Source organism: Kribbia dieselivorans NBRC 106261, from assembly GCF_001552435.1.
In the GTDB taxonomy this organism is placed as follows: Bacteria; Actinomycetota; Actinomycetes; order Actinomycetales; family Dermatophilaceae; genus Kribbia; species Kribbia dieselivorans.
Window position 1 is genome coordinate 35,510 of the sequence record NZ_BCRE01000034.1, and the last position, 15,345, is coordinate 50,854.

Below are 15,345 nucleotides of genomic sequence, written 5' to 3' on the forward strand. Positions count from 1 at the left end.
GACACTGGGTTGAGTGCAGCACCCCAGGAGGACGAGATGGACGAGCAGCCCAGGGAGCCCCGCTTCCCCGGCGCGGAGGGCGCCGATGAGCGTCGCCGTGTCCTGGAACTGGAGAGCAAGCTTCGCCACGCCGAGTCGAACCTGTCCACGGTGGCGCACCAGAACGAGCGTCTGGTCCGCACCCTCAAGGAGGCGCGCGAGCAGATCACCACGCTGCGCGGCGAGGTCGAACGACTCAACCAACCGCCCTCCTCCTACGGTGTCGTGGTCGAGGTGCACGACGACGGCGGCGTCGATGTCCTGGTCAACGGACGCAAGATGAACCTCAACGTCGCTCCGGGGTTGGATCGCACCGACCTCGTCGTCGGGCGTGAGGTCCGGCTCAACGACGCCATGACGATCGTCAGCACCCACGGCTGGGAACGTGCCGGCGAGGTCGTCACCGTCAAGGAGCTCCTGGGCACCGACCGGATCCTCGTCACGGCCCGCACCGACGAGGAGCGCGTCGCCCGGCTGTCCCAACGACTCCAAGACGCCCCGGACGGCGACCGGGTGCGCATCGGAGACGCCGTCCTGCTGCAGACCCGCACGGACATCGCCCACGAGCGCATTCCCAAGGCCGAGGTGGCCGACCTCGTGCTCGAGGAGGTCCCCGACCTCCACTACGAGGACATCGGGGGGCTCACCGGGCAGATCGAGCAGATCCGCGACTCCGTCGAACTGCCGTACCTGCATGCCGACCTCTACGCGCAGCACCACCTCAAGGCACCCAAGGGCGTGCTGCTCTACGGCCCGCCCGGCTGTGGCAAGACGATGATCGCCAAGGCCGTCGCGGCGTCGTTGGCACGCAAGGTCGCGCAGCGGGACGGGCGGGCGGATGCGACGGCCTACTTCCTCAACATCAAGGGACCCGAACTGCTGAACAAATACGTCGGCGAGACCGAGCGGCACATCCGCAGCGTCTTCACCCGGGCGCGGGAGAAGTCGGACGCGGGCACGCCGGTCATCGTCTTCTTCGACGAGATGGACTCGCTCTTCCGCACCCGCGGCTCGGGCATCAGTTCGGATGTCGAGACGACGATCGTGCCCCAGCTGCTCTCCGAGATCGACGGGGTCGAGGGTCTTGAGAACGTCATCGTCATCGGGGCCACGAACCGGGAGGACATGATCGACCCGGCGATCCTGCGGCCCGGGCGGCTCGACGTGAAGATCAAGATCGAACGCCCGGACGCGGCCGGGGCCCGGGAGATCTTCACGAAGTACCTCACCCCGGAACTGCCGTTGCACAAGCGCGAGGTCGACGAGCACGACGGTGACCGGCGGAGCACGGTCGACGCCATGATCGAGGCCGCCGTCGAGCGGATGTACTCGACCTCCCGGGAGAACGAGTACCTCGAGGTCACGTACATCAGCGGGGACACCGAAACGCTGTACTACCGCGACTTCACCTCCGGCGCGATGATCCAGAACATCGTCGACCGGGCGAAGAAGTTGGCGATCAAGGACCTCATCACCTCGGGTGAGGAGGGGCTGACCACCGCGCACATCCTCGACTCCGTGCACGCCGAGTTCAAGGAGTCCGAGGACCTGCCGAACACGACGAACCCGGACGACTGGGCGCGGGTCTCGGGCAAGAAGGGCGAGCGGATCACGCACATCCGCACGCTGGCCGGGGCCAGTGACACGGTGCCCGGGGTGCAGGTGCCCGGCGCGACGGGGCAGTACCTCTAGACGGCGTCAGGAGCGCCGAACCACCAGACTCGCCAGCAGGCGCCACCCGATCAGGGTGGCGCCCAGGAACAGCGTGGCGACGATGACGAAGGCGACGGCCGTGCCGTCACCGGAGACGCGCCGCAGGAGCATGCCGCCGACAACCGTGACCAGCCAGACGAGCCACGCGTGACGCATCAGCACGGGCCAGACCTGCCACAGGGCCCGCGCGGCGAGCCATCCCAGGCCTAGCGCCACGACGAAGGGCCAGGCCGTGTCGGCGACGCCGCCGAGGGTGAGCCCCTCGGCATGTGAGGCTCGACCGACGAGGGCGAAGACGACGACGCAGACGAGGTCGATGAGCAGGGCCCAGCCGGGTGTGGCCGCGCTGCGTCGGGGTCGTCGGGTCGTCTCGGTCGCTGCGCTGGTCACGGCGGGGGTCCTTCACTCGGTTCCATCACGTTTCGCCAACTCTATGGCCACTGCCGCGAGGCTGGGCCAGACTGCCCACCATGGACCCACGCACGATGTTCCTCGACTCCGCAGACGCCGTCACCGAACTCGTCGGCCGCATCCCCGAAGACGACTGGACCGCCCACGGCCTCGGCGACTGGGACCTGCGCGCCCTGGTCGGCCACACCTCTCGGGCCATCACGACGGTCGCGGACTACGTCGCGAAGCCCGCGCCACGGATCGATTGCGACTCGGCCGTCGGCTACTACCTCGCCCTGGCGCACCTGCCCCATGAGGACGCGGCCGCGATCACCGCGCGCGGGGTGGAGGCAGGCCGTCAGATGGGTGCCGACCCGGTCGGTCACTACCACGCCGCGATCGCGCGCACCCGCGCTGCCCTGCAGCACGTGCCCGACGACGACTTCGTGCTGACCACGCTGGCCGGGGGCATGCGGTTGCGCGACTACCTGCCCACTCGGACGTTCGAGCTCATCGCGCACGGCTATGACATTGCCCGGGCCACCGGGCTGGCGTTCACCCCACACCCGGACGCCGCGGCCGAGACGGCGGTGCTGGCCGCGCGGATCGGGGTCGCGCAGGGCTACGCCGAGCCGGTGATCGCCTCGCTCCTCGGCCGGGGTGGGCCGGGAGATCGCAGCGTCCTGGTACGCATGTGACGAACCGGTGCCCGGGCGGCCTAGGCTGAGAACATGTCCGCCCTTCCCGTCACCTCCACCGACCACGACCTCATCGTGGCCGGTGCCGGCGTGCGACGGGTCATGGGCATCGAGACCGAATACGGCATCTCGGTTCCCGGCGCCCCGCACGCCAACGCCATGGTCCTCTCCGGACGCGTCGTGCGGGCCTACGCCGCCCAGGAGCAGGTCGAGGCGGCCCGTCCGCGCTGGGACTACTCGAACGAATCTCCGCTGCATGATGCGCGCGGATTCGACGTGCCGCGCGGCGCGGCCGACCCCAGCCAGTTGACCGACGTCCCGGCCGACGACGACGACATCACGCTGGCCAACGTCGTGCTCACCAACGGCGCGCGGCTCTACGTCGACCACGCCCACCCTGAGTACTCCTCGCCCGAGGTGACCTCACCGCGTGCCGGGCTGATCTGGGACCGGGCCGGGGAACGGATCATGCAGCAGGCCGTACGCGTCCTGGCGCAGCAGCCGCCGGGGATCAACCTGTACAAGAACAACATCGACGGCAAGGGAGCGTCGTACGGCACGCACGAGAACTACCTCGTCAAGCGGTCGGTGCCGTTCGAGACCCTCGTCGCCGGTCTACTGCCGTTCTTCGTCGCCCGCCAGATCTACTGCGGGTCCGGCCGGGTCGGGCTCGGCCCGGCCAGCGAGCATGCCGGCTACCAGCTGACCCAGCGGGCCGACTACATCGAGCGCAAGGTCGGTCTCGAGACGACGCTCCGCCGCCCGATGATCAACACCCGGGACGAACCGCACGCCGATCCGGAGGTGTGGCGCCGACTGCACATCATCATCGGCGACGCCAACCACGGCGACGTCCCGACGCTCCTCAAACTGGGCACGACCGCGCTCGTCCTGGGCATGATCGAGCACGGCACGCTCGGCGAGCCGCCGACGCTGCGCCACCCGGTGACGGCGTTGCACGCGGTCAGCCGCGATCCCTCCCTGGCCGCCAAGGTCGAGCTCGCCGACGGCCGGTTCGTCACCGCACTGGACCTCTGCGAGTTCTATCTGGAACGCTCCACGGCACACGTCGCCGCGCGGCAGGGGAACGCGATCGACCCGGACACCGCCGAGGTGCTCACGCAGTGGGAGCGGGTGCTCACCACCCTGCGCTCCGACCCCGCCCGCGCGGCCGCCGACGTCGACTGGATCGCCAAACTCGTGGTGCTGGAGCGCTACCGTGCCAGGCTCGGCGACGGCCCTCCGGTGCCATGGGACCACCCGCGGCTGCGCGCCATCGACATCCAGTGGTCCGACGTGCGCCCCGACAAGGGGCTCTTCCACGTGGCGGCCGCGCGCGGCATGACCCGGCTCGTCGACGACGCCGCGGTCGAGGCCGCGGTGACCACCCCACCGGAGGACACCCGCGCGTGGAGTCGCGGGTCGGCGATCCGGGCCACCGGGCCGGACGTCGTCGCGGCCTCGTGGGAGTCGGTCAGTGTCTACGACCGCGCCGCCGACCGGGTGCACCGCCTGGAGCTGCCCGACCCGTTGGGCCACACCCGGGCGCTGACCGATGCGGCGCTGGCCGGCAGCGCCAGCGGCGCCGAGGTGTTGGCCCGCTGGTCGACGCCGCGTGCCACCCCTGACGATCAACCCGAGAACCAACCGACCACGGAGAAGGAGAAGCCATGAGTGAGCAGGTGCACGGCCACGGCGGCCGGGACGACAACGACGAGATCGACGACGCCGGCCAGGTCCAGGCGAGCACGACCGACGACTCCCTCGACGACGTGCTCGACGAGATCGACAACGTGCTCGAGTCCAACGCCGAGGAGTTCGTCGCCGGGTTCGTCCAGAAGGGCGGCCAGTGAGGAGCACATCGGGGCGACTGCCGGAGGCCTTCCTCGCCACCGGCTCGTCCTCGTTCACCGAGTTCCTCGGCGGACAGGCCCCGCATCTGCTGCCGTCGGGCCGACCCGTGCCGGCCGGACCGATCGACGCTCCGCACGGCACGACGATCGTGGCGCTCGCGTACGAGGGCGGGGTGCTCCTGGCCGGTGACCGCCGGGCCACGATGGGCAACATCATCGCCAACCGTGAGATGGAGAAGGTGTTCCTCACCGACGTGTACTCGGCGGTGGGCATCGCCGGGACCGCGGGCGTGGCGATCGAGGTCGTGCGTCTGTTCCAGGTCGAACTGGAGCACTACGAGAAGATCGAGGGCCTGATCATGTCCCTCGAGGGCAAGGCGAACCGGCTCGCGGCCATGATCCGCGGCAACCTCGGCCTGGCCATGCAGGGCCTGAGCGTCGTGCCGCTCTTCGCCGGGTGGGACACCGACGCCCAGTTCGGCCGGATCTACTCCTACGACGTCACCGGGGGCTGCTACGAGGAGCACCACCACCACAGTGTGGGCTCGGGCTCGCTGTTCGCCCGCGGAGCGCTGAAGAAGCTGTGGCGCCCCGGTCTGGATGCCGACACCGCCACGCGCATCGCCGTCGAGTCGCTGTATGACGCGGCCGACGACGACTCGGCCACCGGCGGACCGGACACCATGCGTCGGATCTTCCCGACCATCGCGCTCATCGACGGCGACGGAGCGCGGTTCGTCGACCAGGTCGTCGTCGCCGAGCACGTCTCCGCGCTGGTCGCGGACCGACACGGCAACCCCGGAGGTGCCCCGTGACCGCAGGCATGCCGATGTACGTCTCGCCCGAACAACTGATGAAGGACCGGGCGGACTTCGCGCGCAAGGGCATCGCCCGCGGGCGCGCGGCGGTGGTGATGCAGTACGACGGGGGCATCCTGTTCGTCGCGCACAACCCCTCCCGGGCTCTGCACAAGATCTCCGAGATCTACGACCGGATCGGGTTCGCCGCGGTGGGCAAGTACAACGAGTTCGAGAACCTGCGCGTGGCCGGCGTGCGGTGGGCCGACCTGCGCGGCTACTCCTACGACCGGGTCGACGTCACCGCCCGGGGGTTGGCCAACGCCTACGCCCAGACGCTGGGCACCGTGTTCACGCAGGAGGCGAAGCCCTACGAGGTCGAGATCGTCGTCGCCGAGGTCGGCCAGACCCCGGCCGGTGACCAGATCTATCGCCTGACCTACGACGGCTCCGTGACCGATGAACACGGGTACGCCGCGATGGGGGCCGGGGCCGACCAGATCGAACAGGGATTGGCCGATCAGTGGCGCGAGACGCTCACCCTCGAAGAGGCCGTGCCCACGGTCGCCGGGCTGCTCGGTGAGGGACTGCCGGCGGGGGAGTTCGAGGTGGCGGTCCTGGACCGATCCCGCCCCCGACGCACCTTCCGGCGCATCAGCGGAGCGTCGTTGGAGGCGTTGATCGCCTAGGACTGGGCCGGCTTGCCACTCTGTGTGGGTGTGCCACCGGCGGCGGGTTGGGCCGCGGCGTCGTCCTCGACGAGGATCGCCTCGGCCATCTCCGCTGCCCCGACGGAGCCAAGCATGTTGCGCACGCTGGAGAGCTGCGCCTGGATCGCATCGCGGCGAGCGCGAGCGGCCTTGACCTCGCGATCGGTGTCCCGGCGCATGGACTCGGCTTGTTCGCGGGCCGTCGTCAACAGGCTGTCGGCCTGCTTGCGGGCATCGGCGACAATGTCCCGGGACTCGGTGACCGCGCGTTCGTGGGCGGCGTCGGCGTCGGCGGTCAGGGCGGTGATCCGTTCCTGGACGTCGTGGAGGCGCTGCTGGTGGTTGACCATCTGCTCCTCGAACTCGCGCTGTGCCCGCTCCTGCCGCTCCGAGATCTCCGACTCGTAGGCCGAGGCGGTTTCGGCAGCCTTGGCGCGGGTCGACTCGGTGAGCGCCTCGGACTCCTCCCGGACGGCGCGGGCCTCGGTCTGGGCCTGCTCGACAAGGGCGGACGCCTGCTGCTGGGCGGTCTCGACGAGGTGGGTCGAGTCCGACTCGGCCTTGCGCTTGAGTTCGTTCGCGAAGTGGGTGGCGCGCTGACGCATGCTCGTGGCATCGGCCTGCGCCTCCTGGCGCAACCGCACCGACTCCTGCTCGGCCACCTGTCGCATGCCGTCGGCCTCCTCCTCGGCCAGCGTCAGGATCTTCGAGACCCGCTCACCGAGGGCGTTGAACGTGACCTCACCACTGCCCTCCTCGGTGGCCCGCTTCAACTTGGCCTCCAGCGAGGAGATGCGCACATCGCGCTCCATGACCTTGTGCTCGAGGTCGGAGAAGGCCTTGCGCAACCGGGTCAGCTCACCGGTCCGCTGCTCGAGATCGTGCACCCGCCCCTGCAACTCCTGTTCGACCTGCTTGAGGTGCTGCTCGACCTCGGCCGGGTCGAAGCCGCGAAGCACAACACGGAACTGGGGCTCATTGACCATGTCCGTGATTGTGGCAGAGATCGAGGGGAGCCCTCCACTTGGCGACCGGCCGACTAACGTGTTGGCATGGACCGGCGGATCATGGGCATCGAGACCGAGTACGGCATCACCGCCGTCGCCGACGGCAATCGCGCCCTGACCCCCGACGAGGTGGCTCGCCATCTCTTCCGCCCGGTCGTGCAATGGGGTAGGTCGAGCAACATCTTCCTCGAGAACGGAGCGCGGCTCTATCTCGATGTCGGGTCGCACCCCGAGTACGCGACGGCCGAGTGCGACACGGTGCACGATCTGCTCATCCAGGATCGCGCGGGCGAGGCCATCCTCGCCGATCTCGCCGAGCAGGCCCAGACGCGGCTGCGGCAGGAGGGCGTCGTCGGCCAGGTGTATCTGTTCAAGAACAACGTCGACTCGGCCGGCAACTCGTACGGATGTCACGAGAACTACCTCATCCGCCGCGACAGCGACTTCGCCGGGGTGACCGAGGCGCTCCTGCCCTTCCTCATCTCCCGGCAACTCATCTGCGGTGCCGGTCGGGTGGTGGCCTCACCACAGGGCGCCCGGTGGGAACTCAGCCAACGGGCCGGTCATGTGTGGGAGGGCGTGTCCTCGGCCACGACGCGCAGCCGCCCGATCATCAACACCCGTGACGAGCCGCACGCGGACGCCGAGCACTTCCGGCGGATGCACGTCATCGTCGGGGACTCCAACATGACCGAGACGTCGACGATGCTCAAGATCGGCACGGGGCACCTCGTGCTGCGCCTGCTCGAGGCCGGAGCACCGGTACGCGACCTCACCCTGGACAACCCCATTCGTTCCATCCGCGACTTCGCCACCGACCTGACCGGTCGACGCACCGTGCGGTTGGCCGGCGGGGGAGTGGTCAGCGCCCACGACATCCAGTCGGAGTACTACCAGCGGGTGCGCGACTTCGTCGACCGGGAAGGCAGCGCCGATCCGCTCACCCCCACGATCCTCGATCTGTGGGAGCGCACCCTCAACGCCCTGGCCGCCGACGACCACGCCGCAGTGGCCACCGAGATCGACTGGATCATGAAGAAGCGCATCATCGACGCGTACATGGCCCGCCACGACCTCGACCTGGCCGACCCACGCGTCTCCGAAATCGACCTCGCGTTCCACGACATCAACCCGGCCCGCGGCGTGCACCGCCTGCTCGAGCGCTCGGGGAAGGCCACCCGCCTGACCACCCCGGAGGAGGTCGAGACCGCCCGGACCGTCCCGCCGCAGACCACGCGGGCGAGGTTGCGCGGCCGGTTCCTCGCGGCGGCGCGGGCCGGTGGCGCCGACGTCGTCGTCGATTGGACCCACCTGAAGATCAACAACTCCTCCGAGCGCACCGTGCTGTGCACCGATCCGTTCGCCGCGCAGGACCCACGGGTCGACCACCTCATCGACCTGGTCACGGACGTCGACGGCGAGCGGTCGCCGGGCATCGGGTGACCCAGCCCGCGGGCGCCCACACCAACCGTCCAGACTCGACCGTTAGGGTGACCGCGAGAGTCGGCCGTTCCGACGCCGACACCGCCATGACGATCCCGACCCGAAGGTGTTCTCCTGTGTCTGTACGTCTGTCCCGATCCGCCCGCATCGCCGCGCTCGCGACCGCTGCCGCCCTGACCATGGCGGCGTGCGGCGGCGGCTCCGGCTCCACGAGCGGTGACGGCGCCCTCAAGTCCGTGACCGTCGAGGGGGGCAACGACCAGCAGGCCCCCACGGTGACCATCGCCGACCAGCCCCTCAAGGTCGACGAGACCACCACCTCCGCACTGACCGCCGGCGACGGACAGTCGTCGACGGACAAGACCTGGGTCTCCGTCGACTACGTGCTGCTCAACGGCCGCGACGGCAAGGTGCTCGAGGAGACCTACAAGGGCGACCCGGTGCCGTTCGACCTCAGCTCCTCGCAGCTCATACCGGGGATCAAGAAGTCGCTGACCGGGCAGAAGGCCGACTCGCGGGTCATCTCGGCCGTGCCGCCCAAGGACGCCTTCGGTGACCAGGGCAACGCCTCGGCCGGGGTGGAGAAGGACGACACCCTCGTGTTCGCGTTCGACGTGCGCAAGGTCCTTCAGCCGCTCACCAAGGCCGAGGGTGAGACCGTCAAGCCCAAGTCCGGTCTGCCCAAGGTCACCCAGCCCGACGGCAAGCCGGCGACGTTCGTCATGCCCAAGGGCACGCCGCCGAAGAACACGCAGGTGCAGCCCCTCATCAAGGGTGACGGCGACAAGATCACAAAGGGCGACACCGTCATCGTCAACTACACCGGTGCGCTGTGGAAGAACGGCAAGGTGTTCGACAGCTCGCTCAAGGCCGACCGGGGCGCCTTCTCATTCCAGGTCGGCGCCGAGCAGGCGCAGGTCATCAAGGCGTGGAATGACGACCTCATCGGACAGACCGTCGGTTCGCGCGTCCTGCTCGTCGTGCCGCCGAAGGACGGGTACGGTTCGACGGGTAGTTCCGACGGGTCGATCAAGGGCACCGACACGATCGTCTTCAGCATCGATATTCTCGGCACCATCTGATCCCGTCCCGCTGACGCACCGAAGGAGACATCGTGCCGTTCGACCCCAACACCACCCGCCCCGAGATCGACTTCCCCGGGGACAACCCGCCCACCGACCTCATCATCGAGGACCTCTGGGAGGGCGATGGCGTGGTCGCCGAGCCGGGCATGGGCATCGCCGCGCACTACGTCGGCGTCGCCTGGTCCACCGGTGAGGAGTTCGACGCCTCGTGGAACCGCGGCGCTCCGCTCCAGTTCACCGTCGGCGTCGGCCAGGTCATCCAGGGCTGGGACCAGGGTCTGCTCGGCATGAAGGAGGGCGGCCGGCGCAAGATCACCATCCCGCCCCACTTGGGCTACGGCGACCGTGGGGCCGGCGCGGCGATCAAGCCGGGGGAGACGTTGATCTTCGTCGTCGACCTCGTCAAGGTCGGCTGACCCACCTCACGGTCTTCCGCCATGGCCATACGCAACACTCCGGATGCCAAGACGGAGCGGCTGATCAGCCTTGCCATGACTCTGCTGGCCGCCCGGCGCCCGCTGACCAAGGAGCAGATCCGGCGGGTCGTCGGCGGCTACGTCGGCACCGAGTCCGACGAGGCGTTCGAGAAGATGTTCGAACGTGACAAGGACGACCTGCGGGAGATGGGTCTGCCCCTGGTCACCCGCAGTCTCGACGCCTTCCACGACGACGAGTTCGGGTACCAGATCGAACGGGGCTCCTACGCGCTGCCCGAGATCAGTTTTCGCCCCGACGAGTTGGCCGTGGTCGGTCTGGCGGGCCGGGCCTGGGAGCACACCCGGATGGCGCAGGACGCCGTGGGCGCCCTGACCAAACTGCGCTCCGTCGCCGGGCAGGAGGACGCCGAGGCGTTCGCCGGTCTGGAACCGCGCTTGCGGGTGCGGGAGGCGGCGTTCGACCCGCTCAAGGACGCCGTCCTCGACCGACGGGCCGTGGTGTTCTACTACCGCTCCGGTGGCGTCGGTCAGGTCCGCACCCGCCACCTTCAGCCGTGGCGTCTCCTGTCCTATAAGGACCGGTGGTACGTCACCGGCTTCGATCTGGACCGCGAGGAGCCTCGCGTCTTCCGGCTCTCGCGCATCACCTCCGCGGTCCAACTCGTGGGGGAGACCGGCGCCTACGAGGTCCCGCCGGAGCATGACGCGCGTGCGATGATCACGGCGGTGTTTGACACGGCCGACCCGTCCCAGACCGGCACCGCTCGACTGCGGGTACGGCCGGGGCGGGCCACGACGTTGCGTCGTCACGCCACCCTGACGGCCGAGGCCACCGGTGAGCCGACCTCACCGGGGACAGCCGGGGACTGGGACGAGATCGAGATCCCGCTGGGGGTCTACCCGAGCCTGGCCGACGAGGTGACCGCCCTGGGCCCCGACGTCGTCGTCCTCTCGCCCCCCGACCTGCGCGAGGCCGTCATCGCCCGCCTGACCGCCGCGCTCGGCGGGCAGGCCGCCACCGAGGAGAGCCGCTGATGGCCCGACGCAAGCCCGAACCGGCCAACGTGCGCACCGGCCGGCTCATGGCGCTCGTGCCGTGGCTGCTCGATCACCCGGGCATCGAGATCAGCGAGGCCGCCGCGCACCACGGGGTCAGCGAGACGCAACTGCGCAAGGACCTCGACCTGCTCCACCTGTGCGGGTACGGCCCCTACCACGACGAGTTGATCGACGTGGACTATTCGGACGGCCGCGTCTACCTCTCCAACGCCGAGACGATTCCCAAGCCGCTGGCCCTGGAACGCGACGAGGCGATCAGTCTCATCCTGGCGCTCGAGTCGTTGACCCCGCTCGAGGAGGACGAGAACGGGCCGGCCCACCGGGCGCTGGCCAAGCTCACCGCGGTGGCGATCCAGCACGGCGCCGACGACCTGGACATCATGTCCGAGGAACCTCCGGCCGTGCTGACCGAACTGCGCGACGCCATGGCGCGGCACCGTCGCGTGCACCTGCGCTACCACTCGCCGGCGCGGGACGAGACGACCGAGCGGGACGTCGATCCGATGCGTCTCGAACGCGTCGACGGGCTCTGGTACTTCGAGGGGTGGTGCCATGTCCAACGGGACACCCGGCTGTTTCGGCTCGACCGGATCCTCGCCGTGACCGTGCTCGACGAGGACGGCACGGCCCCGGCCGACGCGCGCCGTCACGACCTGTCCGGGGGCGCGTTCAGCGGCGCCGAGTACCCGCTGGCCACGCTCCGACTCACCCCACAGGCGGCGTGGGTGGCGGAGTACTACCCGACGGAGGAGCGCGTCGACCTGCCCGACGGGTCGCTGCGGGTTCGCCTGCGCGTCTCCGATCCGCAGTGGCTGACCCAGCTCGTGTTGCGCCTGCGCGGCAACGTCCAGGTGGTGGCGCCGAGCGACCTGCGCGAGGCCGTCATTGCCACTGGGCAACAGGCTCTTGACGCGTATCGGGAGCCGGTCACGCGTTCGGGGCACTCAGGTTTGTGAAGTAGAGTCGCTGACGGTTCGACCCGTCAGCTCCACCCTCAGAAAAGGTGTCATCATGCCCAACCTCGGAGCCCCTGAGATCATCGTCATCGCGCTGGTGATCCTGCTGTTGTTCGGGTTCAAGAAGCTTCCGGACGCGGCCCGCAGCATCGGCCGCTCGGCCCGCGTGTTCAAGTCCGAGATGAACGAGATGAAGAACGAGGACGAGGAACGCAACCGCAAGTCCGACGACGGCACCACGACGCGCGCCGTCGAGGGTGGGTCGACCACTGATTCGCCGATCCGCGAGAACAACCCGCGCCCGGACAACCAGACCGGTCCGGCGGCCTGACACACGGCACCCATCGGCTGGCGTACACCCATGCTCAAGAAGAGGGACAACCCCGACGGGAGGATGTCGCTCCAGGACCACCTGCTCGAGTTCCGCAAGCGGCTGATGATCGCCGCCTTGGCCATCGTCCTCGGGTCGGTTGCCGGGTGGTTCCTCTTCGATCCCGTCTACGAACAACTCACGTCCCCCATCAAGCTCCTCCAGGAGGAGCGCGGTGCGGGCGCGATCATCAACCTCAACTACGCCGGGATGACGGCCGCGTTCAGCCAGCGCCTGTCCATCGCGATCTTCGTCGGGTTCATCGTCTCCAGCCCGGTCTGGCTCTATCAGTTGTGGGCGTTCATCGTCCCCGGGCTGACCCGCAAGGAGAAGTGGATGTCGCTGGCGTTCATCGCCGCGATCGTCCCGCTCTTCCTGGCCGGGTGCTGGTTCGGTTTCATCACGCTGCCGAAGGCCATCACCATCCTCCTCGGGTTCACGCCCGACGGGGCGGCCAACCTCTCCGAGGCGTCGGCCTACTTCAAGTTCGTCACCCGGTTCATCGTCGTCTTCGGCCTGGCCTGGCTCCTGCCGGTGTTCCTCGTGGCGCTGAACGTGGCGCATGTCCTGAGCGGCAAGATGATGCTCAGCGGGTGGCGCCCGGCGGTGCTGCTCATCTTCATCGCCGCCGCAATCATCACGCCCACGCCGGACCCGTTCACGATGTTCCTCCTGGCCGGGCCGCTCATCGTGCTGTACTTCGCCGCGGTCATCATCGCGCTCATCAACGACAAACGTCGATCGCGCCAGGAACCGGAGTGGCTGCACACGAGTGACGACGAGGCCAGCGCGCTCTAGAAGGCGTATAGGTTGGGCGCATGTCCAGTCCGGCTGAGCGGTACGCCGCATCTCGACAACGGCAGCAGGCCGACCGCTCCGAGTTGGCCCGCTTCATGGCCGGGTTCGACTTCACCTTCGATGACTTCCAGATCGAGGCGTGTCGCGAGGTCGAGCAGGGCAAGGGTGTCCTCGTTGCGGCACCGACCGGTTCGGGCAAGACGATCGTCGGCGAGTTCGCCGTGCATCTGGCCCTGACCCGGGGGCAGAAGGCGTTCTACACCACTCCGATCAAAGCGCTGAGCAATCAGAAGTACCACGATCTCGTGCGACGTCACGGGGCCGAGAACGTCGGACTGCTCACAGGCGACTCCTCGGTCAACGGCGAGGCGCCCATCGTCGTCATGACGACCGAGGTCCTGCGGAACATGATCTACGCGAGTTCCTCGACCCTGACCGGGTTGGCGTTCGTCGTCATGGACGAGGTCCACTACCTCGCCGATCGCTTCCGCGGGGCGGTGTGGGAGGAAGTGATCATCCACCTGCCCGAACATGTCCAGGTCGTCTCGCTCTCCGCGACGGTGAGCAATGCCGAGGAGTTCGGTGACTGGTTGGCCGAGGTCCGCGGCAATCACGCGGTCGTGCTCTCCGAGACCCGGCCGGTGCCGCTGTGGCAGCACATGCAGGTCGGGCACCGTGACTACGACCTCTTCGCCTACGACACCGCCGCGCCGCGCAAGGACGGCGGTATCCCGCGGCTCAACCCGGACCTCCTGGAGGCCATCCGACAGGCCGAACGTGCCGCCGGAGACCGATCGAACATGCGCGGGGGACGGCCTGGGCGGCCCGATCGGCGGGGCGAGTTCGGTCGCGGCCGTGGCGCCCACCGGCCGGCGCGTGGCGGCGGTGGCGATCGTGGCTTTCGCGGTGGCGGCGTGGCGCGGGCCTCGCGCGCGGAGATCATCGCCCAACTCGACGCCGACGACCTGCTGCCGGCGATCACGTTCATCTTCAGCCGCGCCGGGTGCGACGCTGCGGTCGAGCAGATGCTGGCGTCCGGGGCACAACTGATCCCCCAGGCCGAAGGAGCGCGGATCCGTCGGCTGATCGAGGAACGCGTCGACGGCATCGCCCCCGAGGACCTGGAGGTGCTCGGGTACTACACCTTCGTCGAGGGGGCGGTGCGTGGGTTCGCGGCCCATCACGCGGGCATGCTGCCGGTGTTCCGCGAGATCGTCGAGGAACTGTTCACCACCGGTCGGATCCGCGCGGTGTTCGCCACCGAGACGCTCGCCCTGGGCATCAACATGCCGGCGCGCACGGTCGTGCTCGAGAAGTTGGTGAAGTTCAACGGTGAGAACCACGTGGACCTCACGCCGGCGGAGTACACGCAACTCACCGGCCGGGCCGGCCGGCGCGGCATCGACATTGAGGGGCACGCCCTGGTGCTGTGGCAGCGCGGGATGGACCCGGTCCAGGTCGCGGGGCTGGCCTCCACCCGAACCTACCCACTGCGCTCCTCGTTCGCCCCGACGTACAACATGGCCGTCAACCTCGTCGCGACGGTGGGTCGGGCGGTGGCGCGCGAGACCCTGGAGACCTCGTTCGCCCAGTTCCAGGCCGACCGGTCCGTGGTGGGGTTGGCCACCAGCGTGCGACGCAACCACGACGCGTTGGAGGGCTACGCCGAGGCGATGCACTGCGACCGCGGTGACTTCCGCGAGTACGCCGAGATGCGTCACCGGCTGGGCCAGTTGGAGAAGGAGGGCGCCAAGAAGCGCACCGCGACCCGGCGCGCTGAGGCGGCCGTCAGCCTGGAGAACCTCGAACCCGGCGACGTCATCCGGATCCCGACCGGACGACTCTCCGGCTGGGCCGTCGTCGTCTCGAATCCGCGGCCGCGACCCGGCCAACTGCATTCGCCGGCGGTGGTCACCGAGAACCACCAGTTCCGGCACCTGACCACGCAGGACCTTCCCGAGCCGATCTCCGCCACGACGAAGCTGAGGCT

General features: G+C 69.1%; 16 protein-coding genes. 14 read left to right on the forward strand and 2 right to left on the reverse strand.

The genetic code is table 11. From position 1 onward, the window contains the following. The first annotated feature begins 36 nt into the window (after positions 1-36). Positions 37-1,731: a proteasome ATPase gene (gene arc / locus KD1_RS03195; RefSeq protein WP_068397418.1), complete on the forward strand. Its 1,695-nt coding sequence runs from the start codon at positions 37-39 to the stop codon at positions 1,729-1,731. 6 nt (positions 1,732-1,737) lie between these two features. On the opposite strand, the gene KD1_RS03200 is transcribed toward arc, so the two are convergent. Further along, positions 1,738-2,142 carry a DUF3054 domain-containing protein gene (locus KD1_RS03200; protein WP_083541993.1) on the reverse strand — a complete coding sequence of 135 codons (405 nt, stop codon included), beginning with the start codon at positions 2,140-2,142 and terminating at the stop codon, positions 1,738-1,740. Positions 2,143-2,222: 80 nt separating this feature from the next. Between KD1_RS03200 and KD1_RS03205 the strand changes: the two genes are divergently transcribed. Genes KD1_RS03205 through prcA form a run of 5 tightly spaced genes read left to right on the forward strand, consistent with a single transcriptional unit; the run spans position 2,223 to position 6,179 of the window. Then, positions 2,223-2,840 (forward strand): maleylpyruvate isomerase family mycothiol-dependent enzyme, encoded by a 618-nt coding sequence (locus KD1_RS03205; protein WP_083541995.1) that lies wholly within the window; start codon positions 2,223-2,225, stop codon positions 2,838-2,840. 33 nt (positions 2,841-2,873) lie between these two features. Then, positions 2,874-4,514 carry a depupylase/deamidase Dop gene (dop, locus tag KD1_RS03210; protein WP_157073133.1) on the forward strand — a complete coding sequence of 547 codons (1,641 nt, stop codon included), beginning with the start codon at positions 2,874-2,876 and terminating at the stop codon, positions 4,512-4,514. Next, on the forward strand, positions 4,511-4,693 hold the full coding sequence (locus KD1_RS03215) for a ubiquitin-like protein Pup (protein WP_068397422.1): 183 nt from the start codon (positions 4,511-4,513) through the stop codon (positions 4,691-4,693). The genes dop and KD1_RS03215 overlap by 4 nt, the downstream gene beginning before the upstream one ends. Continuing rightward, the gene (prcB, locus tag KD1_RS03220) at positions 4,690-5,508 is read left to right on the forward strand and encodes a proteasome subunit beta (RefSeq protein ID WP_068397423.1); all 819 of its coding nucleotides are present in this window, start codon (positions 4,690-4,692) and stop codon (positions 5,506-5,508) included. The genes KD1_RS03215 and prcB overlap by 4 nt, the downstream gene beginning before the upstream one ends. Positions 5,509-5,516: 8 nt before the next feature. After that, entirely contained in the window at positions 5,517-6,179 is a 663-nt protein-coding gene (gene prcA / locus KD1_RS03225) for a proteasome subunit alpha (RefSeq protein WP_068397490.1), read from the forward strand. On the opposite strand, the gene KD1_RS03230 is transcribed toward prcA, so the two are convergent. Continuing rightward, a complete protein-coding gene (locus tag KD1_RS03230) occupies positions 6,176-7,186 on the reverse strand; it encodes a DivIVA domain-containing protein (RefSeq protein ID WP_068397428.1) in 1,011 nt (336 codons plus the stop codon). The genes prcA and KD1_RS03230 overlap by 4 nt on opposite strands. Positions 7,187-7,252: 66 nt before the next feature. On the opposite strand from KD1_RS03230, the gene pafA reads away from it, so the two are divergent. The 8 genes from pafA to KD1_RS03270 form a co-directional block, all read left to right on the forward strand. Then, entirely contained in the window at positions 7,253-8,650 is a 1,398-nt protein-coding gene (gene pafA, locus KD1_RS03235; RefSeq protein ID WP_068397436.1) for a Pup--protein ligase, read from the forward strand. A 116-nt stretch (positions 8,651-8,766) separates the two neighbouring features. Then, the gene (locus KD1_RS03240) at positions 8,767-9,732 is read left to right on the forward strand and encodes an FKBP-type peptidyl-prolyl cis-trans isomerase (RefSeq protein ID WP_068397438.1); all 966 of its coding nucleotides are present in this window, start codon (positions 8,767-8,769) and stop codon (positions 9,730-9,732) included. Positions 9,733-9,764: 32 nt separating this feature from the next. Beyond that, the gene (locus tag KD1_RS03245) at positions 9,765-10,151 is read left to right on the forward strand and encodes an FKBP-type peptidyl-prolyl cis-trans isomerase (protein WP_068397441.1); all 387 of its coding nucleotides are present in this window, start codon (positions 9,765-9,767) and stop codon (positions 10,149-10,151) included. Positions 10,152-10,172: 21 nt separating this feature from the next. Beyond that, positions 10,173-11,207, forward strand: coding sequence for a helix-turn-helix transcriptional regulator (locus KD1_RS03250; RefSeq protein WP_068397446.1), 1,035 nt, complete (start codon positions 10,173-10,175; stop codon positions 11,205-11,207). Continuing rightward, a complete protein-coding gene (locus KD1_RS03255) occupies positions 11,207-12,187 on the forward strand; it encodes a helix-turn-helix transcriptional regulator (RefSeq protein WP_068397455.1) in 981 nt (326 codons plus the stop codon). Before KD1_RS03250 ends, KD1_RS03255 begins: the two co-directional genes overlap by 1 nt. 55 nt (positions 12,188-12,242) lie before the next feature. Further along, complete coding sequence (gene tatA / locus KD1_RS03260) at positions 12,243-12,518, forward strand: Sec-independent protein translocase subunit TatA (protein ID WP_068397457.1); 276 nt, start codon at positions 12,243-12,245, stop codon at positions 12,516-12,518. 30 nt (positions 12,519-12,548) lie between these two features. Continuing rightward, positions 12,549-13,355 (forward strand): twin-arginine translocase subunit TatC, encoded by an 807-nt coding sequence (tatC, locus tag KD1_RS03265; protein WP_245627252.1) that lies wholly within the window; start codon positions 12,549-12,551, stop codon positions 13,353-13,355. Between the two features lie 20 nt (positions 13,356-13,375). Beyond that, a partial coding sequence (locus tag KD1_RS03270; RefSeq protein ID WP_068397464.1) for a DEAD/DEAH box helicase occupies positions 13,376-15,345 on the forward strand: 1,970 nt, incomplete at its 3' end.

Excerpts from the sequence above, each read along its gene's own strand:
- arc (WP_068397418.1), top strand. The coding sequence starts at position 37 with ATGGACGAGCAGCCCAGGGAGCCCCGCTTCCCCGGCGCGGAGGGCGCC.
- KD1_RS03205 (WP_083541995.1), top strand. The coding sequence starts at position 2,223 with ATGGACCCACGCACGATGTTCCTCGACTCCGCAGACGCCGTCACCGAA.
- dop (WP_157073133.1), top strand. The coding sequence starts at position 2,874 with ATGTCCGCCCTTCCCGTCACCTCCACCGACCACGACCTCATCGTGGCC.
- KD1_RS03215 (WP_068397422.1), top strand. The coding sequence starts at position 4,511 with ATGAGTGAGCAGGTGCACGGCCACGGCGGCCGGGACGACAACGACGAG.
- prcA (WP_068397490.1), top strand. The coding sequence starts at position 5,517 with ATGCCGATGTACGTCTCGCCCGAACAACTGATGAAGGACCGGGCGGAC.
- KD1_RS03230 (WP_068397428.1), bottom strand. The coding sequence starts at position 7,186 with ATGGTCAATGAGCCCCAGTTCCGTGTTGTGCTTCGCGGCTTCGACCCG.
- pafA (WP_068397436.1), top strand. The coding sequence starts at position 7,253 with ATGGACCGGCGGATCATGGGCATCGAGACCGAGTACGGCATCACCGCC.
- KD1_RS03250 (WP_068397446.1), top strand. The coding sequence starts at position 10,173 with ATGGCCATACGCAACACTCCGGATGCCAAGACGGAGCGGCTGATCAGC.
- KD1_RS03255 (WP_068397455.1), top strand. The coding sequence starts at position 11,207 with ATGGCCCGACGCAAGCCCGAACCGGCCAACGTGCGCACCGGCCGGCTC.
- tatA (WP_068397457.1), top strand. The coding sequence starts at position 12,243 with ATGCCCAACCTCGGAGCCCCTGAGATCATCGTCATCGCGCTGGTGATC.
- tatC (WP_245627252.1), top strand. The coding sequence starts at position 12,549 with ATGCTCAAGAAGAGGGACAACCCCGACGGGAGGATGTCGCTCCAGGAC.